Raw genomic sequence first — 18,631 nt, 5'->3', positions numbered from 1 at the left:
CTGTCTCCCCGACGTTTGAGAGGACAATATGCAAGCCCTGTGTCAGTGACAATGGCACTTGCCATTGTAGGGGCCTGCGCAGGACCTTAAGGTTACTTTTATGATGGATACGACCCTTTTAGTTGGCCCAGTTCTGCGGTTTGACGGTAACCCTATGGACGGCTCCTGGCAGGATGCCGTGCGCATTGATACTGCGGGCGCCGTCTTGGTCTGCGACGGCGTGATAAAAGTTGTCGGAAGCCGCGACACTCTCTTGCAAGACCATCCACAGGCGGCGCGGATAGAATACGCCGACGATCACCTTATCTGCCCCGGTTTCGTCGATGCCCATGTGCATTATCCCCAGACTGGTATCATTGCGTCATGGGGTAAGCGGCTGATTGACTGGCTGAACGAATACACGTTTCCCGAAGAGATGCGCCTTTCCGATCCCGCATATGCGCAGGCGGTCGCCGCCCGCTATCTGGATCTCACGCGGGCACACGGGACAACGACAGTTGCCAGCTATTGCACCATACATGCGCATTCCGTTGATGCGTTATTTACGGCTGCCGCCGAACGCAACCAGCGCGTTGTTGCAGGCAAGACCTGTATGGACCGCAACGCGCCGGAAGGGCTCTGTGATACAGCGCAATCGGCATATGACGACAGCAAAACGCTGATCGAGCGGTGGCATGACAATGGGCGCGCCAGCTATGCGATTACGCCCCGCTTTACGCCCACGTCCACCAACGACCAGCTTGCCGCATTGGGCGCACTTTGGGCCGAGCATCCCGATTGCCTGATGCAGACCCACCTGAGCGAACAGGTCGACGAAATTGCATGGGTGCGCGCCCTGCGCCCCGAAACACGGGATTATCTTGATACCTATGAAGCGCATGGCCTGATCGGGGAACGGGCAGTCTTCGGGCACGCAATCCATCTGGAGCCGCGAGAAATAGACCGGATTGCCGAGACAGGTGCCGCGCTGATCCATTGTCCGACATCAAACACATTTATCGGATCGGGCCTCTTTGATATGGCCGGGCTTGCCGCACGCCATTTACCTGTCGGTCTTGCTACAGATACAGGCGGTGGTTCGTCTTTCTCCATGCTGCGCACGATGGCAGCTGCTTATGAGATCGGACAATTGCGTGGGACACCGCTGCATGCGGCAGAGCTGATTTGGCTTGCCACGGCAGGCTCCGCCAGAACTCTGCATCTGGCAGATAAAATAGGTTCGATATCAATCGGCTACGAAGCAGACATCACGGTTCTCGATCTGTCATCCACACCCGCAATCGCGCAGCGGCATGCACAGGCCAAAGACATGTGGGAAAGCCTTTTTGCCACGATCATGATGGGCGACGACCGCGCCATTGCGGACGTCTGGATCGCCGGAATAAAGTCCGTCGCTGCTTAAACGGCCGCCAGAGCCCGCGCCATCGTGTTTTGCCGCTCAATCACCGCGCCAAGGTCGATTGTGGTTACATGCCCGTCGCGAACGAACTGCCGGCCCTCGACAAACAGGTTTTTGACAGTGGTCGGCCCTGCCAATAGCAATGCAGCGGGATCCCATGATCCGGCACTGGAAATGCCGCTGATGTCCCAGACGGCAATGTCAGCCCGCGCACCTACAGCAATTCGTCCGCAATCCGGTCGGCCCAGCATATCGGCCCCTCCACGTGTGGCAATTTCAAGCGCTTCCATCGCGGACATGGCATCCCCCCCCTGCAGTACACGTTGCAACAGCATTGCCATGCGGGCCTCAGCCACCAGATTGCCCGCATCATTGCTGGCTGATCCGTCCACACCAAGCCCCACGGGCACGCCCGCATCGCGCATCGCCCGCACCGGTGCGATACCGGAGCCGAGCCTGCAGTTCGAGCATGGGCAATGCGCCACGCCGGTTTCGGTCTTCGCGAACAATTCGATTTCGGAGGCGTCGAGTTTGACACAATGCGCGTGCCAGACATCACGCCCGACCCAACCTAGGTCTTCGGCGTATTGGCCCGGCCTGCATCCGAACATGACAAGGCTATAGGCAATGTCCTCGTCACTTTCGGCAAGATGGGTATGCATCATCACGCCCTTGTCGCGGGCAAGCACTGCAGTTTCGCGCATCAGGTCCTGAGAGACAGAGAAAGGCGAACAAGGGGCCAGACCTATGCGGCACATGGATCCCGGATCAGGATCGTGAAAGGCGTCGACCAAGCGTATGCAATCTTCAAGGATCGCGTCTTCTTTCTCGACCAGATCATCGGGCGGCAAGCCACCCGCACTTGCCCCGATGCTCATAGAGCCACGCGTCGGGTGAAACCTGAGCCCCAGTTCCGCCGCCGCGTGAATGGTATCTTCAAGCCGCGCACCGTTCGGATAAAGATAGAGGTGATCGGTACTGAGCGTGCAACCGGACAGTGCCAGCTCGGCCAGCCCCACTTGCGTCGAGACATGGAAATGCTCGGGCGTCATGCGCGCCCAAATCGGATAGAGCCTCTTGAGCCACCCGAAAAGGAGCGCGTCTTGGGCACCGGGTACGGCCCTTGTCATGGATTGATACAGATGGTGATGAGTGTTGACCAAACCGGGGGTAATTACACACCTGCTGGCATCAACGACCTCGCCTTTTGCGGTCAGGTCTTTGCCAATCTCGCTGATGACACCGTCGCTGATACGGATATCCGAATTTTGCAAAATCCGCCGGCCGTCGTCCATCGTGACGATGTGGTCAGCATTGCGCAATAACACATGGGACATGGTAGCCTCCTGAGGCGATTATTCCCATCTCAGAAATCGTGGTTACTACCAGGTGGAAAACGGGGAAGAACCTGGACACACAATAATTTTCCCGCTCTGCTTGTCAGTACTCCTGAAGAATAGCCAATGCCTGTGCATGTATCTCTGCATTTGCAGCAGCAATTGCACGCCCGCCATCCTGCGCAGGACCGCCCTTCCAGTCCGTCACAATCCCGCCTGCGGCCTGAACCACTGCGATGGGTGCCTGAATGTCATAGGCTTGCAGGCCCGCTTCGATCACCAGATCAACCTGTCCTGCCGCAACAAGGGCATAGGCGTAGCAGTCCATGCCGTACCGCACCAGACGCGCCTCTTTTGCTACAGCCGCGAACCCCTCGCCATCACGTACCTCACCCACTTCGGGAAAAGTGGTAAAGACGGTCGCTTTCGACAGGTCCCGTGCCGGCAGGGTCACAAGCGCCTTGCGCCCCAACGGGCCGACAAGTTCCGCTTTGTCCGGCGCGCCTTCAAATCGCTCGCCGATATAGGGCTGGTCGATGATCCCGTAGAACGGGCCGTTGCCGTCCGCGAGCGAGATCAACACACCCCACGTCGGGGTGCCACTAACAAAACCGCGTGTACCATCAATGGGGTCTAGTACCCACGTCAGACCGGATGTACCGGCGACAGAACCGAATTCTTCCCCGAGTATACCGTCATCGGGCCGTTCCCGTTGCAGAATGTCGCGCATAGCGACTTCTGCAGCGCGGTCGGCAACCGTCACCGGATCATATGCATCGTCGAGCTTGTTCTCGGTTGCAAGTTCGCTACCCCTGAAAAACGGTAGGATAGCTGCACGTGCAGCGTCGGCCAAAAGATGTCCAACACGTCTGACGTCAGGATCAAATGATTGATGTGTCATTGCCTTTAGGTGTCGATCAACAGCGTTGCAGTCTAGGCGACATCGCTTAGCACACGGGCAAGTTCAAACAGGCGCCGGCGCTGATCTTCAGGAATACTGTAGTAGGAACGGATCAAATCCATCGCTTCCTTGTCGCCCATAACATCAACCGGAATATTCTCTTCAGCTTTTCCAGTTTTCTCGGGCGCTTCTGATTTCAACCCGTCAAAGAAGAAAGCAACGGTCACGCCAAGCGCGTCTGCGATATCCCAAAGTCTTGAAGCGCTGACACGATTTGCGCCGGTCTCGTACTTCTGGATTTGCTGGAATTTAATACCGACCAGTTCCGCGAGGCGTTGCTGTGTCATACCAGTCAGCCAGCGCCGCTGGCGAATTCTTTGGCCTACGTAAACATCAACTTTGTGCGCCATCCCCATCTTCCCTTCTTCAGCCATGACGACAGGTCCCAGACCCCATCAAGCTTTTCCTGCACGACAAATACACGTGCGCTGATTACCAATAGACTACTACGCTGATTGGAATGAGCAAATCAATTCGCTGGCATCAAGGTCCTCGAGCTTACTTTGCGTAACTGTGGCACCCTTTCACCTTCCGGGCGACCGCTGCGAGAGCGCCAATCCGCCGTAACCGCTGGTTATGCGGGGCTGAAGCAGGCGAACGGGTCACGTTGTTTTTAAAGGGCAAAATTCTCCCCATAGTTGAAACTCAAGTAAAGGTTTCTCCCGAGCCCCGTCCGCCCCGAATTCGATGTCGGTCACAAATGCAACTCTGGGCTGAATTCCGCCGACTGCTTTCTTGTTAGCGCTAAACCGCACGCAAGCGCTGCGAGGGCATACCGCCAAAGGCCCCGCGCAAGAGACTCACCAATGTCTGGCGCACTTCGTCTGCGCCCTCGTCCGCTCCGTACATGTTGATGTGCTGCATCGGCAGACGCGGCAACGCATTCGCGTGATCGATAATCTCAAGGTAAGGCGGTTGCGTCCCCTCGATCATCGCATGGACCGCAAGATCGGCGCTCACAGCGGCCTCAATCGTCCGGTCGCTTTCGGTATCAACGCTCATCTCCCACGCGATATCCATTGCATCCAGCGCCGTTACGATGTGACTGCGAAACACACAGCGGCGGCAAAATGCCAGTTGAAGGGGACGGTGCCGCCACGCCGTGCCACCAGGTGCCCCAACCCAGACAAGCGGCTTGCTGGCCAGCGTCTCCCCGCCCTGATCCACGCCTGTCTCGGTTGTCACGATCACATCACAGTCACCCTTCGCGAATTGCTGCTTTAGGGTACGGGTATAGGATGCCTCCAGATGTATTTTCACGCGGGGGTAAGCTGCATGAAATTGCTTCAGCACCTGCGGCACGGCGGGATAAACAACATCGTGCGGCACACCCAGCGTGAGTTCTCCCTCAAATGCCTGATGAGTCAGGCGCGAAATAACTTCATCATTCAACGCAACCATGCGCCGCGCATAGGCCAGCAACTGCTCCCCTGAAGCGGTAAGCGCGATCGTCCGGCCGCTTCGGTCAAGCAGCGACAAATCCAGCATCTCTTCGAGCCGCTTAAGCTGCATGGACACTGCAGACTGCGTGAGATGCAAAAAACCCGCAGCGCGGGTCACCCCTCCGGAATCCGCAACGGCGACAAACGACCTGAGCGTCGTGATATCCAGATTTCTCATACATCAATCTCCGTGATGTCAAGTATAACAAACATTCGTTTTCCTTATCTACTACTTCATACCATATATCAAGCATCAACATATGAACCGAAGAATACATCACACAATTCGAAGGATAATATCATGGCACATAACATTTCATCCGTATGCCCGGCACCACTCGCATCAAACCGCCCCTCCCTGTTGAACGTTCTTTTCGCAGCAGTGGACGTCTGGCGCAGTCGACAGCAGTTGCGCAGCCTGCCTGCACATATGTTGGAAGACATCGGTGCGGACCGTCACGCCGCTGAGGCGGAAGCGAACAGACCGATTTGGGATGTTCCGGCACATTGGGTCGAATAAAGCGCAATTTGCGGCACCCGGTCGCAGTAAGGTCCTTGAAAACACAGGCACAAGCAACGATATTCACTACAATACCGCACCACAAAGTGCGGGAGTTGTCCTTTTAGCCAATTGGAGGTCCTTAATGGCTGACGTGAATACAATCCGGACTACAGCCGGAGCCCGCGCCGCCGATATCGATGCGGGCTTGCGCGCCCACATGAATAAAGTCTACGGCACAATGTCCGTAGGAATGCTGATCACTTTTGCTGCGGCATGGGCCATCTCGGGCCTTGCCGTCACCTCTGATCCATCCGCCGCATCCGCACAGATCGGGCCGGACCAGTATCTGACAAGCATCGGTTACGCGCTTTATGCATCCCCCCTTAAATGGGTTGTCATGTTCGCACCGCTTGCCTTTGTTTTCGGCTTCGGTGCCGCAATCAACCGCATGTCCGCCGCGACGGCACAGACTGTGTTCTATGTTTTCGCTGCTGTAATGGGTGTCTCCATCAGCTCGATCTTTCTGGTCTTCACCGGTTACTCGATCGCCCAGATCTTCTTGATCACATCGATCGCTTTCGCGGGACTGTCGCTGTACGGCTACACGACCAAGAAGGACATATCCGGCTGGGGTAGCTTCCTTATCATGGGTGTGATTGGTTTGATCGTTGCATCAGTCGTCAACATCTTCCTCGGCTCCCCTGCCCTGATGTTTGCGATTTCCGCAATCGGCGTGCTGATTTTTGCGGGTCTGACAGCGTATGACACCCAGCGCATCAAGACCGAGTATATCGCGCACGCGCACCACGGCGACACAGAGTGGTTGGGCAAAGCTGCCATTATGGGAGCGCTGAGCCTCTACCTGAACTTCATCAACATGTTCATGATGCTTCTGCAGCTCTTTGGCAGCCGCGAGTAAATCAAACATATTTGAACAAACAGGAAGGCCGGTCCAGATTGGACCGGCCTTTTTTATTGGAAAGATCGAATGCTGAAATTGGACCCCCACAATGAAATGTGTGGCACGGGCCTTCCACCGCATTCAACAAAGGCGCTGATATGCTCCTATGAATGTACGTTCTGCTGAATGTACGTTGTGCGCCGAATGCCTGGAGAAGCTACTGCACAAAGTCTGCCCGAACTGTGCCGGCGGGTTCGCCCCGCGCGTCATACGCCCCTCGGTAAAAAGGTGCCACAAAACAAGTCTCAATCACAAGCCGGCGGGCACCTAGCGACGCAGCCTTAACTATTCAATAGATGACATCGTCCAATTGGTCACCGCAGTCAGAAACATACCGCCACCAGAGAGGTGAGATCAGAAAGGTTCGTACCCGATGCTCGTGAAACCTGCGCTATAGCTATAGTTCGGGTCCATCATCGGTTGGGGTGGTGTCGGTTGTACGACAATATCGGTGCAGGCGGACAAAAGCCCTGCGCAGCACAGAGCAATCAAAGAGTGACGCAGCATGTTGTGTTCCTTGGCAGATTGGGACACTTCTACTATTGCTGTAACCCTAAGGGTTCACAAGAGGACCGCTCGATTCAATATGGCTGATTTTCGGAATATTGCAGATCATTCTGAGCTAGCCTCAGTGCCTCTGCTCCATCGCACTCAAAAACTGTGAAACGTCGGCCCTGCATTGCATTCGGATGATTTCTAAATCGTTACCGCGGGCAAAGAGCAGCGGTGTCAACGCGGGACGAGCGACTTTCCATGGTTGCCGATATGTTGCCTTCCAACACTTAATATCCCTGAGCTTTGACAGCACGCTCCATGAACCGGATGCGTCGACAAACATCGCCTTGCGGAAAACAGGCCACTCCGAATGCAAAAAGCCGCGCAAACTGCGCGGCCCTGCATTCCGTCAAAGAGAAAGATCTTACTTGATCTTACCTTCTTTGTATTCAACGTGCTTACGCGCAACGGGATCATACTTTTTGATCACCATTTTTTCCGTCATTGTACGGGCGTTCTTCTTTGTCACGTAGAAATGGCCTGTGCCCGCGGACGAGTTCAGACGGATCTTGATCGTGGTTGGCTTTGCCATCTTATCTTCTCCTGCTGCACCACGGCGCAAAGCGGGTGCGTGAAATCCAGATGTCGGCTTTTAACCTGCACATGGACCGAGTCAACACCAAAAGCTGTATTTCGTCACAACTCTATCCGAACATCGTGCATCCAGAGCTTTGGCGGGCGTGAAAGCATGAAAACCACCACATCTGCAAGATCATCGGGTTCGGTGAAGATATGGTTCGGAACCTCTTCGCCGGCCTTGGCGAACATGCCAGTGTTGGTGCCACTTTGATAAAGGCCCGCGACGCGCACACCGCTTTGTGCCTCGTCCTCTTTCAGCACATCGGTAAAGCCGCGCATGCCGTATTTGGTCGCGGTGTAAACGGACTGTCCCGCTTGCGCCAGAATGCCGGATTTAGAGATGACATTCAGCACAGCAGCGTCAGGACGGGTCCGCAAACCCGGCAAGACTGCACGCGTCAGCTGGATCGCTCCGGTCATGTTTGTGGCTATCGTATCTTCGACCATCTGCGCTGGAATATCGTCCAAGGGCCCGGTCTTGTGCCAGATGCCGGCGTTATTGATGACAATATCTAGCGGGGGCAATTCCTTGGCAATGCGCTCGACCGTGGCGACAATCGCATCGCTGTCGCGCATGTCACAAGCGTAACCTACAGCCCGCCCCGCGCCCGCAGCGCGGCATTCACCTGCGACGTCTCGCAACCGGCTCTCACTACGCCCCAACACAGCGATGTTGCAGCCAGCGGCCGCCAGTTTAAGGCAGATATGACGCCCGATGCCATCGCTGCCGCCTGTGACCAATACGGTCTTTCCATTGAGTTCCATGAACCTTTTCTCCGACCTTTGGTGTTAACTCGATCCTCTGACGATCCGCCCAATGGAAGTCAGAAAAAAGACGCGCGGAAGGCCTGTAAGCCGGATTCTGTCCAAGGCGTGATGCCTCTGGATGATCATTCCTCTGACCGTCACGTTGCCGCGACGGCTATAGCTGCCAACCCGGACCTGCTCGGGCAAAAGAAGCCCTGTCTTGCGACGCGCGGTCCCTATTTGGCATTGCTCCCGGTGGGGCTTGCCGTGCCACCCTTGTTGCCAAGGACGCGGTGGGCTCTTACCCCACCGTTTCACCCTTACTCCGGAAAGCCCGAAGCGGTTTCATTTCTGTGGCGCTGTCCGTCGGGTTACCCCGCCCGGGCGTTACCCGGCACCGTTCCTTTTGGGAGTCCGGACTTTCCTCGACCCCGATAAAGGGACCGCGATCATCCAGCCTTCCGCGCGTGTTTTGCAGGTACCGCGTCAAGTGTACGAAGGTCAATGCACGCGATGTTCAGTCTGACGGAATTTCGGGAAAGGCATAATCATCCCGCGTTAAAGCCCCGCTGCGCCAAGGGGCACTGCGCAAGCGGACGCAGGCCAGAAGATCGTCAAAGTCTGACCCTGCCGGATATCCTGCATCCATCGCAGCTTGGACAAAGCTGTCGGGGTCGCAGTCGGTGACGGCCTGCGTCACAACCGGAGCCGCCAGCCCCTGACGCGCCAGCCTTGCCCAATCAAAGTGCAGCCCCGGATCGGATTTGCGGCCTGGTGCCATATCGGAATGACCAATCACACCAGATGGCAGAATGGCCCACCGTTCCATGATACTGCGCAGCAATTCTTCCAGCGCTGTCATCTGCGGTTCGGAAAACGGATGTTTACCGGTGTTGTCCAGCTCAATCCCGACGGAGCGTGAATTGATGTCGTCAACGCCCCGCCACGATCCCGCACCGGCATGCCAAGCGCGCTGGTTCTCGTCCACCATCTGCGTGACCCGCCCCCGGTTCGAAATCAGATAATGCGCAGAAACTTCCGCTGCCGGATCGCACAAACGGTTCAGCGCAGCGTCCGCACTTTCCATGGCTGTATAGTGTATCACAATCAGTGACGGCGTCAGGCCATTTCGCCGCGGTCCGCAATTGGGCGACGGATGATCGACAATCCCGTCCGGCATGGATCAGCCCTGCTGGGCAGCCCGCCGGAACGGTGCAGGATCCCATGCGCAGGCGTAACCGTCCCCGTCAGGGTCCATGCCTTTGCGATCTTTCTCGGGTCCGCCACGGCTCAGGAAATCAATCTGCGCTTCGTTCGCTGTCGCAAACTCGGCGCAGGCGCGCACGAACTTCGCCTGTTTGTTAAACCCTGTGCGGCGATAGCGCTGGCTGCCGCGCGGATGGGATGTCTGCAAAGCATAGGCGACAACGTTCGGACCGGAATCGATACGGTCAGGCAAGGCTTCGGGTTGAATGACCTGATACTGGGACCGGTTGGAAGCCAAACGTGCCGCATCGGCATCAATGCTGCGCTGTCCCGAGACCGCATCAAAATTATTCTCGTTGGAAATACCTGCCGAGTTCACCACCGGCGGTGGCGCATTGGAAGGGCTCGCATTCACTGGCTCTACACCTGAGTTCGCAGCGGCACCTTGACGGGTTGCCGCCAGAATTTGCGCTGTCTCAGCCGCTGTCGCTTCTGCGCTACCGGGAACCGGTGTTGTTGCGCTCAAAGGTGCTGCCGTAACGGTTGCCGGTGCAGGCACGCCCGCAAGCGCTGCGTCACGCGCCCTCTGGCGTTCCACAAAGTCATCACCAAAACCGGCACCACGACCGGAATCCGGTATCGCGGGCTGGCAAGCTGCAAGCGTCACGCCTGCGGCGAGAACGAGAAGAGAGCGTATAATCATAGGTCCTGCTTTGTCTTTTTGACTGCTTTATTGGCCTTTTCTTACCACCATTTCTCAGGCTTGGCTACAAACCCCGCCGCCTGTTCCAGCGCATAGGCGGTGGACAGCAATTCAGCTTCTTCCCAAGGGCGGCCAATCAGCTGAAGGCCCAGTGGCAGACCTGTGCGGTCCGTGCCTGTCGGCACAGCAATGCCGGGCAATCCGGCAAGGTTCACAGTGACCGTGAAGACATCGTTCAGATACATCTGCACCGGATCGGCATCCGCCATCTCACCCAGACCAAAGGCAGCAGAAGGCGTGGCCGGCGTCAGGATGCTGTCTATCCCTTGCGCAAACACGTCTTCGAAGTCTTTCTTGATCAGTGTGCGTACTTTACGCGCGCGGTTGTAATAGGCGTCATAGAAACCCGCCGAAAGCACATAGGTCCCGACCATCACGCGGCGCTGCACTTCTGAACCAAAGCCTTCGGCGCGGGTCTTTTCGTACATCTCCGTGATGCCATCGCCCTGATCCAGCTTGGCACGGTGGCCATAACGCACACCGTCATACCGCGCGAGGTTCGAGGATGCCTCGGCGGGAGCAATCACATAGTAGGCAGGCAGCGCGTATTTGGTGTGCGGCAGCGAGATATCGACGATCTCGGCACCGGCGTCTTTCATCATCGCAATGCCATCCTGCCAAAGCGCGTCGATTTCTTCGGGCATGCCGTCCATGCGGTACTCTTTGGGAATACCGATTTTCTTACCGCGAATATCGCCTGTGAGTGCAGCTTCAAAATCCGGCACAGCCAGATCGGCCGAGGTGGAATCTTTGGGATCATGGCCACACATCGCTTCAAGCATGATTGCGGCATCACGCACCGATTTGGTCATTGGCCCCGCCTGATCAAGCGAGGACGCAAATGCCACAATACCCCAGCGCGAGCAGCGACCGTAGGTTGGTTTAATGCCGGTAATGCCGGTGAAAGCCGCAGGCTGGCGGATGGAGCCGCCGGTGTCAGTACCAGTAGCAGCAAGACAAAGATCAGCGGCCACCGCTGCGGCAGACCCGCCGGAAGAGCCACCCGGCGTTAGCTGTGCATCGTCATTGCCGCGCCGCCATGGATTGACCGCGTTGCCATAAACCGATGTTTCGTTAGAGGAGCCCATGGCAAATTCGTCCATGTTCAGCTTGCCCAGCATGACGGAGCCTGCGTCAAAAAGGTTCTGGCTCACGGTGCTTTCATATTCAGGCAGAAACCCTTCGAGGATGCGGCTACCTGCCTGACTAGGCACACCTTTGGTGCAGAACAGGTCCTTGATCCCGATGGGCAATCCGCACATTGCGGGCGCATCCCCCTGCGCGATGCGGGCATCTGCCGCCTTTGCCTGCGCCAGCGCGATGTCTGCCGTATTATGAACGAATGCGTTCAACGCCCCTGCACCCTCAATGGCTTTAAGGCAGGCTTCGGTCAGTTCTTTGGAGGTCGTCTCGCCCGCGCGCAGCGCATCACGCGCATCCGCCAGGCCCAGTTTGTTCAGATCAGTCATTATTCAACCACCTTAGGCACGGCAAAAAATCCTTCACGGGCATCGGGTGCGTTTTTCAGCACCTTCTCCTGCTGATCACCGTCGGTCACGACATCCTCACGGCGCTTGAGACGCTGTGGGGTGACCGATGTCATGGGCTCCACGCCCTCAACATCGACTTCGCTCAGTTGCTCGATAAACCCCAAGATACCGTTGAATTCCTGTGCCAGCGCAGGCAGCGCGTCGGGCTCGACCTTGATACGGGCCAGTTTCGCCACCCGGGCGGCGGTATTTTCGTCAATGGACATGGGGCTTCCCTCACGGTGATCACGTTTGCCCTGCCAATACCGCCCTGCGCCGCGCCAAGCAAGGGTGCGCACGCCCCTCAGCTTCTCGCTTCTAAAAATACCTTTGCGCAAGCCTCCATCAAGGCAGCGCATACAAAGGGGGTACCACTTGCGCGCACGTTCTCTAAACTCCGCCCGACAGATCAAAGGAGACACCCCCAATGAACATCATCTGGCTTGGCCACGGCTCATTCCGTTTTGAAATCGAAGATCAGGTGATCCTGCTCGACCCTTGGCTGAACGGGAATCCGATGCTTGGCGAAGACCAGCATGAAGCGGCCGTTAATGGGGCCACGCAAATCCTGGTGACCCATGCGCATTTTGACCACATCACAGATGTCGTCGCCATTTCCAAGAAAACCGGTGCGCCGGTGTCGGGTATGTATGAGCTCGCGCAGTACCTGCATGCCGAAGGTGCCGTAGAAGGGTCACCCTTCAACATGGGCGGCACGATTGCGCTGGGAGAGAATGTCACGGCCAGCATGGTCCCTGCCTCGCACTCCTCAAGCGCCGACGTCGGAGAAATCCGCCGCTATATGGGCAATGAAAGCGGTTTTATCCTGCGCGGTGAAGGTCATACGATCTATGCCTCAGGCGATACTGGGATCATGGCGGACATGGATTGGATCGCAGATTATTACAAGCCCGACATCGGTATTCTGTCTGCAGGCGGGCATTTCACGATGGGAATGGCCGAGGCCGCCTATGCTGCAAAACGGTACTTTGATTTCAGCACAGTTATTCCCTGTCACTACCGCACCTTCCCGCTTCTGGAGCAATCAGCACAAGTGCTGGCCGACGGTCTGCCCGGCGTATCTGTAGTGGAACCGCAGGTAATGGAGCCTATTGCGCTGTGATGTCGCAGTTCCCCTAATGGCGGGAACAGCGCGCGCCGCTCGTGGTTAGCCTTTGAGTGTTCAGAGGAGCCCAAACATGTCAGACGTTAAAGCATCCCCCTTCACCATCGGACTTTTTGGTGCGGGCGGCGCAACAGGACGGGCAGCCCTGCGCGCGGCCCGCGAAAAAGGGTATCGTGTCATCGCGTTCGATCACTCCGCGCCGGACAATCCCGAACAGGACCCCCTGATCACCCATGTCACGGTGGATGTGCTCAATGACGATCTCGCCCCTCATCTGAGCGGCGTTGATGCGGTGATCTCCTGCCTTGGCGTGGGGAACGATCCGCAAACCCTACTTGATCCGCCTCCCCTTTACACCAAAGGGACCAGTGCGATCTGTGACGGGATGCAAACGCACGGCCTGAAGCGGCTCGTCGTTATCTCGGCCAGCTTTGTTGAAGAAAAGAACCGTGGCCCGATCTGGTTTAAACTGCCTGCCATGGTCGCGCTGAACAATGTCTTTGCGCAGATGGCAAAGATGGAAAAGCAGCTTGCCGAGCGCCGATCCATTGACTGGACCGCCGTGCGTCCCGGTTGGTTGATGGATGGCGACGCTACAGAAGATTACACTGTACAAGCTGACGTCATACCCGAAAACATGATCCGCACACGCCACGCCGATCTTGGTGCCTTTATGGTGACGTTGGCAGCGTCTGACGATTGGGTGCGCGGCACACCGGCCATTGCCCGCCATGAAGACGAAAAGGAATCGTCGCCCGCTGCGGTCCTTACGGAAATGGTTGGCAACTGACCGGCCCGGGAATGGCCCTAACGCTTCGCCGCGAAGAACGCTTTCAGCAAGGTTTCGCTTTCCTGTGCTGAAATGCCGTCGAAAACTTCTGGAGCATGGTGGGATTGAAGATGTGAGAATACGCGCGCGCCTTGAGCCACCCCACCAGATTTCGGGTCTGATGCCCCGTAGTATAACCGACCAATACGCGCCGCCGCGATAGCCGCCGCGCACATCGCACAGGGTTCTAGCGTCACATATAGATCGTGCCCCAGCAAACGTTCGCTACCGACCCTCTGACAGGCATCACGCACCGCAAGAATTTCCGCATGAGCGGTAGGGTCATGCAATTCACGGGTCCGATTTCCCGCTTGCGCGACGACCACGCCACCAGCATCCACCACCACAGCCCCGACAGGGACTTCTCCGCGTGCACCTGCCGCCCGCGCTTCTTCAAGCGCTACATCCATGAAAGATCGAAAAACCATCCCGCTACAGGACCGCAATTGCCGCCCTTTCGCAAGGTGCGCAAACCCGCTAAGGCAGGGGCATGACACAAAAGCCAGATACAGACAGACCGGACGGCGACCGTATCGCCAAGGTTCTTTCACGCGCAGGCATCGCCAGCCGTCGCGAAGCCGAGCGGATGATCGAAGCTGGCCGCGTGCGGGTGAACGGCGCGCAAATTACCTCGCCTGCACTCAACGTCACACCATCGGATCGCATCGCCGTCGACGGCAAGGAAATATCAGAGCCGGAACCGCCGCGCTTGTGGCTTTATCACAAGCCCACCGGTCTGGTGACAACGACCCGCGACGAGAAAGGCCGTGCGACGATTTACGATGATCTGCCTGCCGAGATGCCGCGCGTGATGTCCGTAGGACGGCTCGACCTCAATTCCGAAGGTCTGCTGCTGTTGACCAACGATGGCGGCATCAAACGCCAGTTGGAGCTGCCAAGCACGGGATGGCTGCGCCGGTACCGTGTGCGCGTGAACGGCCGCCCCTCTGACGTGGCACTTGAACCCTTGCGCAAGGGAATCACCATTGAAGGGGAACGCTTTCAACCGATGGAGGTCACACTGGACCGCCAGCAAGGTGCAAACGCATGGCTGACCATCGGGCTTCGGGAAGGCAAGAACCGCGAAATCCGTCGTGCGATGGAAGCTGTAGGCCTGAGTGTGAACCGCCTGATCCGCGTGAGCTATGGCCCGTTTCAACTGGGCGAGCTGAAGCAGGGCGAAGTCGAAGAATTACGTCGCAAAGTTGTGCGTGATCAATTGGGTCTGGTGCTGGAAGACGACAGCGGCACGGCTGCGAAAAAGCCCAAGTCGGTCAAGCGCAGCCCCCGAAAGCCGGCTCCGCGCCCGCGTCGCTAACGAAGTCTACTGCAAACCAATTGCGTTCGAATTGCGGAATCTTTCGGTGCCTAAGGACATCACAGAGATAAATTTCCCCGTCACAGCCAATTCACATTGACCCCGTATGCCCCTAAACGCGATAGCAACCATGTTGAAAAAGGGGACACCATGACCGATCTACTGACAATCGAAAATCTCGGCAATCTGGTAATGCTCTGTTTCCTGCAAGCCGTGCTCGGATTTGATAACCTCCTTTATATCTCCATCGAAAGCCAGCGTGCCCCTGTGGCACAGCAGGCTGCTGTACGCCGTTGGGGTATCATTATCGCCGTGGCGTTGCGGATTATCCTTCTGTTCACGATGATCCAGCTCATCGATGCGATGGCCGAACCCTTCTTTATCCTAAACTGGGAAGGCGTGCTAACCGGCGGCGTGAACTTTGCCACGCTGGTGTTCATCATCGGTGGCGCGTTTATTATGTATACCGCGGTCAAGGAAATCGGGCACATGCTTGCGATTGAACATCTGGACACCGATGTATCCGGAAAATCAGGCAAGTCGGCGGCTCAGGTGGTTATGCTGATTGTAATCATGAACTTGATTTTCTCTTTTGATTCAGTGCTTTCCGCTCTAGCCATCACAGACGTATTCATCATTCTTGCCACCGCGATCATCCTGTCAGGCATTGCCATGCTCGTACTGGCCGACAGCGTCACGCGCTTTCTTGAGGCGAACCGGATGTACGAAGTTCTGGGCCTGTTCATCCTGTTGATCGTGGGCATTGTTCTACTGGGCGAAGCGGGCCAAGCTGCCGCACACGCGATGCATGATCCAGAACTGGCGCTGCGGTTCTTCGGATACGAGGTCATACCGATGTCCAAAACGACCTTCTACTTCTCGGTTCTAGTTCTGGTTGCGGTCGAAATCATCCAGTCGGGCTATACCCGCAAGCTGAATGCGGAACGCCGTACATCGGCGCGTCACTAGCGCAACCGCGACAGAACGCATATGTTAATGCCAGAGAGGTGGGATGGCCCGTTTAATACTTGCATTGATTGTAGTAGCAGTCTGCATCGCGATCGCAGCGCTGTTCTATTCGATCTGGACCAACATTGTTCAGGCCGGCACGCAAACCTTGCGTGGAGGCCGCGGGCCAAACGGAGAATATGAAATGGGATCAACGGGCATCCAGAAAGCCGCCTATATTGCGCTGATCACCGTGCTGTTCGGTGTGGCCACAGGCTGGCTCGGGGGGCTTTAAGCGATGGCGCAACGCTATGGCGGCAAATTCAGCCCGGACCCGACGGCATCCGATGGTGCGCCCCGCAGTGAGCGGCGGCGCAAACAGGTGAACCCTGCTGGCGGGCGCAGCAATGTAATGTTCATTCCCGCGATCCCCCTTGTGGCGACCACCCTTGGTGATGGCGCGATACCGATGACACTGGGATTGGCCGGTGCTGCTATCTGGACCCTCTCTGCGTGGCTACTGCGTGAAGGGTTGCAGGCGGAAGCGGCATTCAATGATCGCAAAATTGCACGCCGCCCTGCCCTGCCGCGGAAAATATTGGCCGCCGTGGGCATGGGGATCGGTGCCGGACTGGCCGTGGCCGCGCATCTGAATGCTCCCGGAATTCTGTCTCCGCTTCTGTTTGGTCTTTGCACCGGTGCGCTGCATCTGGCGGCGTTCGGTATTGATCCGATGAAATCCAAGGGGATGGAAGGCGTCGATACCTTTCAGCAGGACCGCGTTGCCCGCGTTGTGGATGAGGCCGAAAAGCATCTAAGTGCTATGACCGATGCGATCATGCGTGCCAAAGACCGTCAGGCCCGTGCCAAACTTGAAGATTTTCAGGAAGCCGCACGCACGCTTATCCGCACGGTTGAAGAAGATCCCCGCGACCTGACTGCGGCCCGCAAGTACTTGGGCGTCTACTTGCAAGGGGCGCGCGATGCGACCATCAAGTTCGCTGACATCTACGCCCGCACCGGCGACAAGGAAGCGCGCGACGACTACTTCGCGCTGCTTGATGATCTGGAAGACAACTTTGCCGCCCGCACCCGCAAATCGCTGCTGGATGACCGCAGTGACCTGACAATTGAAATCGATGTGCTGCGCGACCGTCTGGCACGAGAAGGCGTGCGCCTAGACCGGTAAGCGCAGATCAACAAACACTTTAGGGAACCAATAGAAATGTCTGATACTGTACGTGAAAAAGCCACCCAATCGCTTGCGATGGTCGAAGAAGTAACAGCCGTTGTTCTGGCTGAACCGACCGAAGCCAATGCGATTGTGCCGCTGGATCAGGCCGACAAGCCGTTGGGTGACGAGATCAAGCGCCGCATGGCGGAGATCGACATGGAAGACACCCAGTCCATCGTCTCTTTCGGTTCTGCGGCACAGGCCGAATTGCAAGAAATCAGCCAGTCCATGCTGGCGGATGTACGTAACAAGGACGTAGGTCCAGCGGGCGACAGCCTGCGCAGCATTGTCACTACCATTCGCGGCTTCTCAGTCTCGGAGCTGGATGTGCGCCGCGAGCGCAGCTGGTGGGAAAAGCTGCTTGGCCGCGCAGCACCTTTTGCAAAGTTCACGGCCAAGTTCGAGCAGGTTCAGGGTCAGATCGACCGGATCACCGACAATCTGCTGAGCCATGAGCACACGCTGCTCAAGGACATCAAATCGCTCGACATGCTCTATGAAAAGACGCTCCAGTTTTATGATGAACTGGCGCTCTACATCTCGGCGGGCGAGGCAAAGCTGGCCGAACTTGACGGCACTGTAATTCCAGCCAAAGAAAAACAGGTTCAGGCGGCCGCTGAAAACGATGCGGTGATGGTTGCACAGGAATTGCGCGATATGCGTGCGGCCCGTGACGATCTGGAACGTCGTGTTCATGATCTCAAACTGACCCGTCAGGTCACGATGCAATCCCTGCCCTCGATCCGTCTGGTACAGGAAAATGACAAGAGCCTTGTCACCAAGATCAACTCCACACTCGTCAACACTGTGCCGCTGTGGGAAACCCAATTGGCCCAAGCGGTCACCATCCAGCGTTCAGCAGAAGCGGCGACCGCCGTGCGCGAGGCCAATGATCTGACGAACGAGCTGCTCACGTCCAACGCCAAAAACCTGCGTGACAGCAACAAGATCATCCGCCAAGAGATGGAGCGCGGCGTCTTTGACATCGAAGCCGTCAAGCAGGCCAATGCCGATCTTATCGGAACCATCGAAGAATCGCTGCAAATCGCGGATGAAGGCAAAGCCAAGCGCGCTGCCGCAGAAGTGGAGCTGAAAGAGATGGAAGCCAAGCTGCGCGACACGCTTGCCGCTGCAAAAGCCAAGAAAACCGGATTGGGGGAAACCGCATCCGGCGCAGTACCGGGCTGATCCAACG

24 protein-coding genes and 1 other RNA gene are annotated in these 18,631 nt (G+C 57.0%); 12 read left to right on the top strand and 13 right to left on the bottom strand.

Features of this window, described 5'->3' with window-relative positions; genetic code table 11:
* Positions 1-100: 100 nt before the first annotated feature.
* Positions 101-1,402, top strand: coding sequence for a guanine deaminase (gene guaD, locus Z946_RS0115760; RefSeq protein WP_025056686.1), 1,302 nt, complete (start codon positions 101-103; stop codon positions 1,400-1,402).
* Here guaD and Z946_RS0115755 read toward each other — a convergent pair.
* The 4 genes from Z946_RS0115755 to Z946_RS0115740 form a co-directional block, all read right to left on the bottom strand.
* Positions 1,399-2,736, bottom strand: a complete 1,338-nt coding sequence (locus Z946_RS0115755; RefSeq protein ID WP_025056685.1) for an 8-oxoguanine deaminase — start codon at positions 2,734-2,736, stop codon at positions 1,399-1,401. The genes guaD and Z946_RS0115755 overlap by 4 nt on opposite strands.
* A 103-nt stretch (positions 2,737-2,839) precedes the next feature.
* Entirely contained in the window at positions 2,840-3,637 is a 798-nt protein-coding gene (gene hisN / locus Z946_RS0115750) for a histidinol-phosphatase (protein WP_025056684.1), read from the bottom strand.
* A 32-nt stretch (positions 3,638-3,669) separates the two neighbouring features.
* A complete protein-coding gene (locus tag Z946_RS0115745; protein ID WP_025056683.1) occupies positions 3,670-4,047 on the bottom strand; it encodes a helix-turn-helix domain-containing protein in 378 nt (125 codons plus the stop codon).
* Positions 4,048-4,441: 394 nt separating this feature from the next.
* Positions 4,442-5,317 carry a LysR family transcriptional regulator gene (locus tag Z946_RS0115740; protein ID WP_025056682.1) on the bottom strand — a complete coding sequence of 292 codons (876 nt, stop codon included), beginning with the start codon at positions 5,315-5,317 and terminating at the stop codon, positions 4,442-4,444.
* A gap of 123 nt (positions 5,318-5,440) precedes the next feature.
* On the opposite strand from Z946_RS0115740, the gene Z946_RS21845 reads away from it, so the two are divergent.
* The 4 genes from Z946_RS21845 (at position 5,441) to Z946_RS21960 (ending at position 6,873) form a co-directional block, all read left to right on the top strand.
* Positions 5,441-5,659, top strand: coding sequence for a DUF1127 domain-containing protein (locus tag Z946_RS21845; RefSeq protein ID WP_025056681.1), 219 nt, complete (start codon positions 5,441-5,443; stop codon positions 5,657-5,659).
* A 124-nt stretch (positions 5,660-5,783) separates the two neighbouring features.
* Entirely contained in the window at positions 5,784-6,560 is a 777-nt protein-coding gene (locus Z946_RS0115730; RefSeq protein ID WP_025056680.1) for a Bax inhibitor-1/YccA family protein, read from the top strand.
* 69 nt (positions 6,561-6,629) lie between these two features.
* Entirely contained in the window at positions 6,630-6,728 is a 99-nt protein-coding gene (locus tag Z946_RS21965; protein WP_206537787.1) for a DUF1272 domain-containing protein, read from the top strand.
* The gene (locus tag Z946_RS21960; RefSeq protein ID WP_206537786.1) at positions 6,709-6,873 is read left to right on the top strand and encodes a DUF1272 domain-containing protein; all 165 of its coding nucleotides are present in this window, start codon (positions 6,709-6,711) and stop codon (positions 6,871-6,873) included. Before Z946_RS21965 ends, Z946_RS21960 begins: the two co-directional genes overlap by 20 nt.
* Before the next feature lie 83 nt (positions 6,874-6,956).
* On the opposite strand, the gene Z946_RS21610 is transcribed toward Z946_RS21960, so the two are convergent.
* The 8 genes from Z946_RS21610 to gatC all read right to left on the bottom strand — a co-directional run bounded on the left by Z946_RS21610 (position 6,957) and on the right by gatC (position 12,208).
* A complete protein-coding gene (locus tag Z946_RS21610) occupies positions 6,957-7,109 on the bottom strand; it encodes a hypothetical protein (RefSeq protein ID WP_160170287.1) in 153 nt (50 codons plus the stop codon).
* A 412-nt stretch (positions 7,110-7,521) separates the two neighbouring features.
* A complete protein-coding gene (gene rpmG / locus Z946_RS0115725; protein WP_007119221.1) occupies positions 7,522-7,689 on the bottom strand; it encodes a 50S ribosomal protein L33 in 168 nt (55 codons plus the stop codon).
* Positions 7,690-7,793: 104 nt separating this feature from the next.
* Positions 7,794-8,501: an SDR family NAD(P)-dependent oxidoreductase gene (locus Z946_RS0115720; RefSeq protein WP_025056679.1), complete on the bottom strand. Its 708-nt coding sequence runs from the start codon at positions 8,499-8,501 to the stop codon at positions 7,794-7,796.
* A gap of 70 nt (positions 8,502-8,571) precedes the next feature.
* An RNA gene (rnpB, locus tag Z946_RS21215) (RNase P RNA component class A) lies at positions 8,572-8,948 on the bottom strand.
* Positions 8,949-9,000: 52 nt separating this feature from the next.
* Positions 9,001-9,663 carry an N-acetylmuramoyl-L-alanine amidase gene (locus tag Z946_RS0115715; RefSeq protein WP_025056678.1) on the bottom strand — a complete coding sequence of 221 codons (663 nt, stop codon included), beginning with the start codon at positions 9,661-9,663 and terminating at the stop codon, positions 9,001-9,003.
* A gap of 3 nt (positions 9,664-9,666) precedes the next feature.
* Positions 9,667-10,392, bottom strand: coding sequence for an excalibur calcium-binding domain-containing protein (locus Z946_RS0115710; protein ID WP_025056677.1), 726 nt, complete (start codon positions 10,390-10,392; stop codon positions 9,667-9,669).
* Positions 10,393-10,433: 41 nt separating this feature from the next.
* Positions 10,434-11,921, bottom strand: coding sequence for an Asp-tRNA(Asn)/Glu-tRNA(Gln) amidotransferase subunit GatA (gene gatA, locus Z946_RS0115705; RefSeq protein WP_025056676.1), 1,488 nt, complete (start codon positions 11,919-11,921; stop codon positions 10,434-10,436).
* A complete protein-coding gene (gatC, locus tag Z946_RS0115700) occupies positions 11,921-12,208 on the bottom strand; it encodes an Asp-tRNA(Asn)/Glu-tRNA(Gln) amidotransferase subunit GatC (RefSeq protein ID WP_025056675.1) in 288 nt (95 codons plus the stop codon). The genes gatA and gatC overlap by 1 nt, the downstream gene beginning before the upstream one ends.
* 200 nt (positions 12,209-12,408) lie before the next feature.
* On the opposite strand from gatC, the gene Z946_RS0115695 reads away from it, so the two are divergent.
* Both Z946_RS0115695 and Z946_RS0115690 read left to right on the top strand, forming a co-directional pair.
* Positions 12,409-13,104, top strand: a complete 696-nt coding sequence (locus Z946_RS0115695; protein WP_025056674.1) for a metal-dependent hydrolase — start codon at positions 12,409-12,411, stop codon at positions 13,102-13,104.
* 76 nt (positions 13,105-13,180) lie between these two features.
* The gene (locus Z946_RS0115690; protein ID WP_025056673.1) at positions 13,181-13,897 is read left to right on the top strand and encodes an NAD(P)-dependent oxidoreductase; all 717 of its coding nucleotides are present in this window, start codon (positions 13,181-13,183) and stop codon (positions 13,895-13,897) included.
* A gap of 17 nt (positions 13,898-13,914) precedes the next feature.
* On the opposite strand, the gene Z946_RS0115685 is transcribed toward Z946_RS0115690, so the two are convergent.
* Positions 13,915-14,364: a nucleoside deaminase gene (locus Z946_RS0115685; RefSeq protein ID WP_025056672.1), complete on the bottom strand. Its 450-nt coding sequence runs from the start codon at positions 14,362-14,364 to the stop codon at positions 13,915-13,917.
* Between the two features lie 62 nt (positions 14,365-14,426).
* Here Z946_RS0115685 and Z946_RS0115680 point away from each other — a divergent pair, with 62 nt between their 5' ends.
* From Z946_RS0115680 to Z946_RS0115660, 5 genes are all read left to right on the top strand, one after another.
* Complete coding sequence (locus Z946_RS0115680) at positions 14,427-15,254, top strand: pseudouridine synthase (RefSeq protein ID WP_025056671.1); 828 nt, start codon at positions 14,427-14,429, stop codon at positions 15,252-15,254.
* 150 nt (positions 15,255-15,404) lie between these two features.
* Entirely contained in the window at positions 15,405-16,223 is an 819-nt protein-coding gene (locus Z946_RS0115675; RefSeq protein WP_025056670.1) for a TerC family protein, read from the top strand.
* A gap of 43 nt (positions 16,224-16,266) precedes the next feature.
* Positions 16,267-16,497 (top strand): hypothetical protein, encoded by a 231-nt coding sequence (locus Z946_RS20795; protein ID WP_037969247.1) that lies wholly within the window; start codon positions 16,267-16,269, stop codon positions 16,495-16,497.
* A 3-nt stretch (positions 16,498-16,500) separates the two neighbouring features.
* Complete coding sequence (locus Z946_RS0115665) at positions 16,501-17,391, top strand: 5-bromo-4-chloroindolyl phosphate hydrolysis family protein (protein ID WP_025056669.1); 891 nt, start codon at positions 16,501-16,503, stop codon at positions 17,389-17,391.
* A 36-nt stretch (positions 17,392-17,427) separates the two neighbouring features.
* Entirely contained in the window at positions 17,428-18,624 is a 1,197-nt protein-coding gene (locus Z946_RS0115660; RefSeq protein WP_025056668.1) for a toxic anion resistance protein, read from the top strand.
* The last annotated feature ends 7 nt before the right edge of the window (positions 18,625-18,631 follow it).

Source organism: Sulfitobacter noctilucicola, from assembly GCF_000622385.1.
Lineage (GTDB): Bacteria > Pseudomonadota > Alphaproteobacteria > Rhodobacterales > Rhodobacteraceae > Sulfitobacter > Sulfitobacter noctilucicola.
Note: the sequence above shows the minus strand (reverse complement) of the source record. Positions and strands in the feature narration are given on the sequence as shown.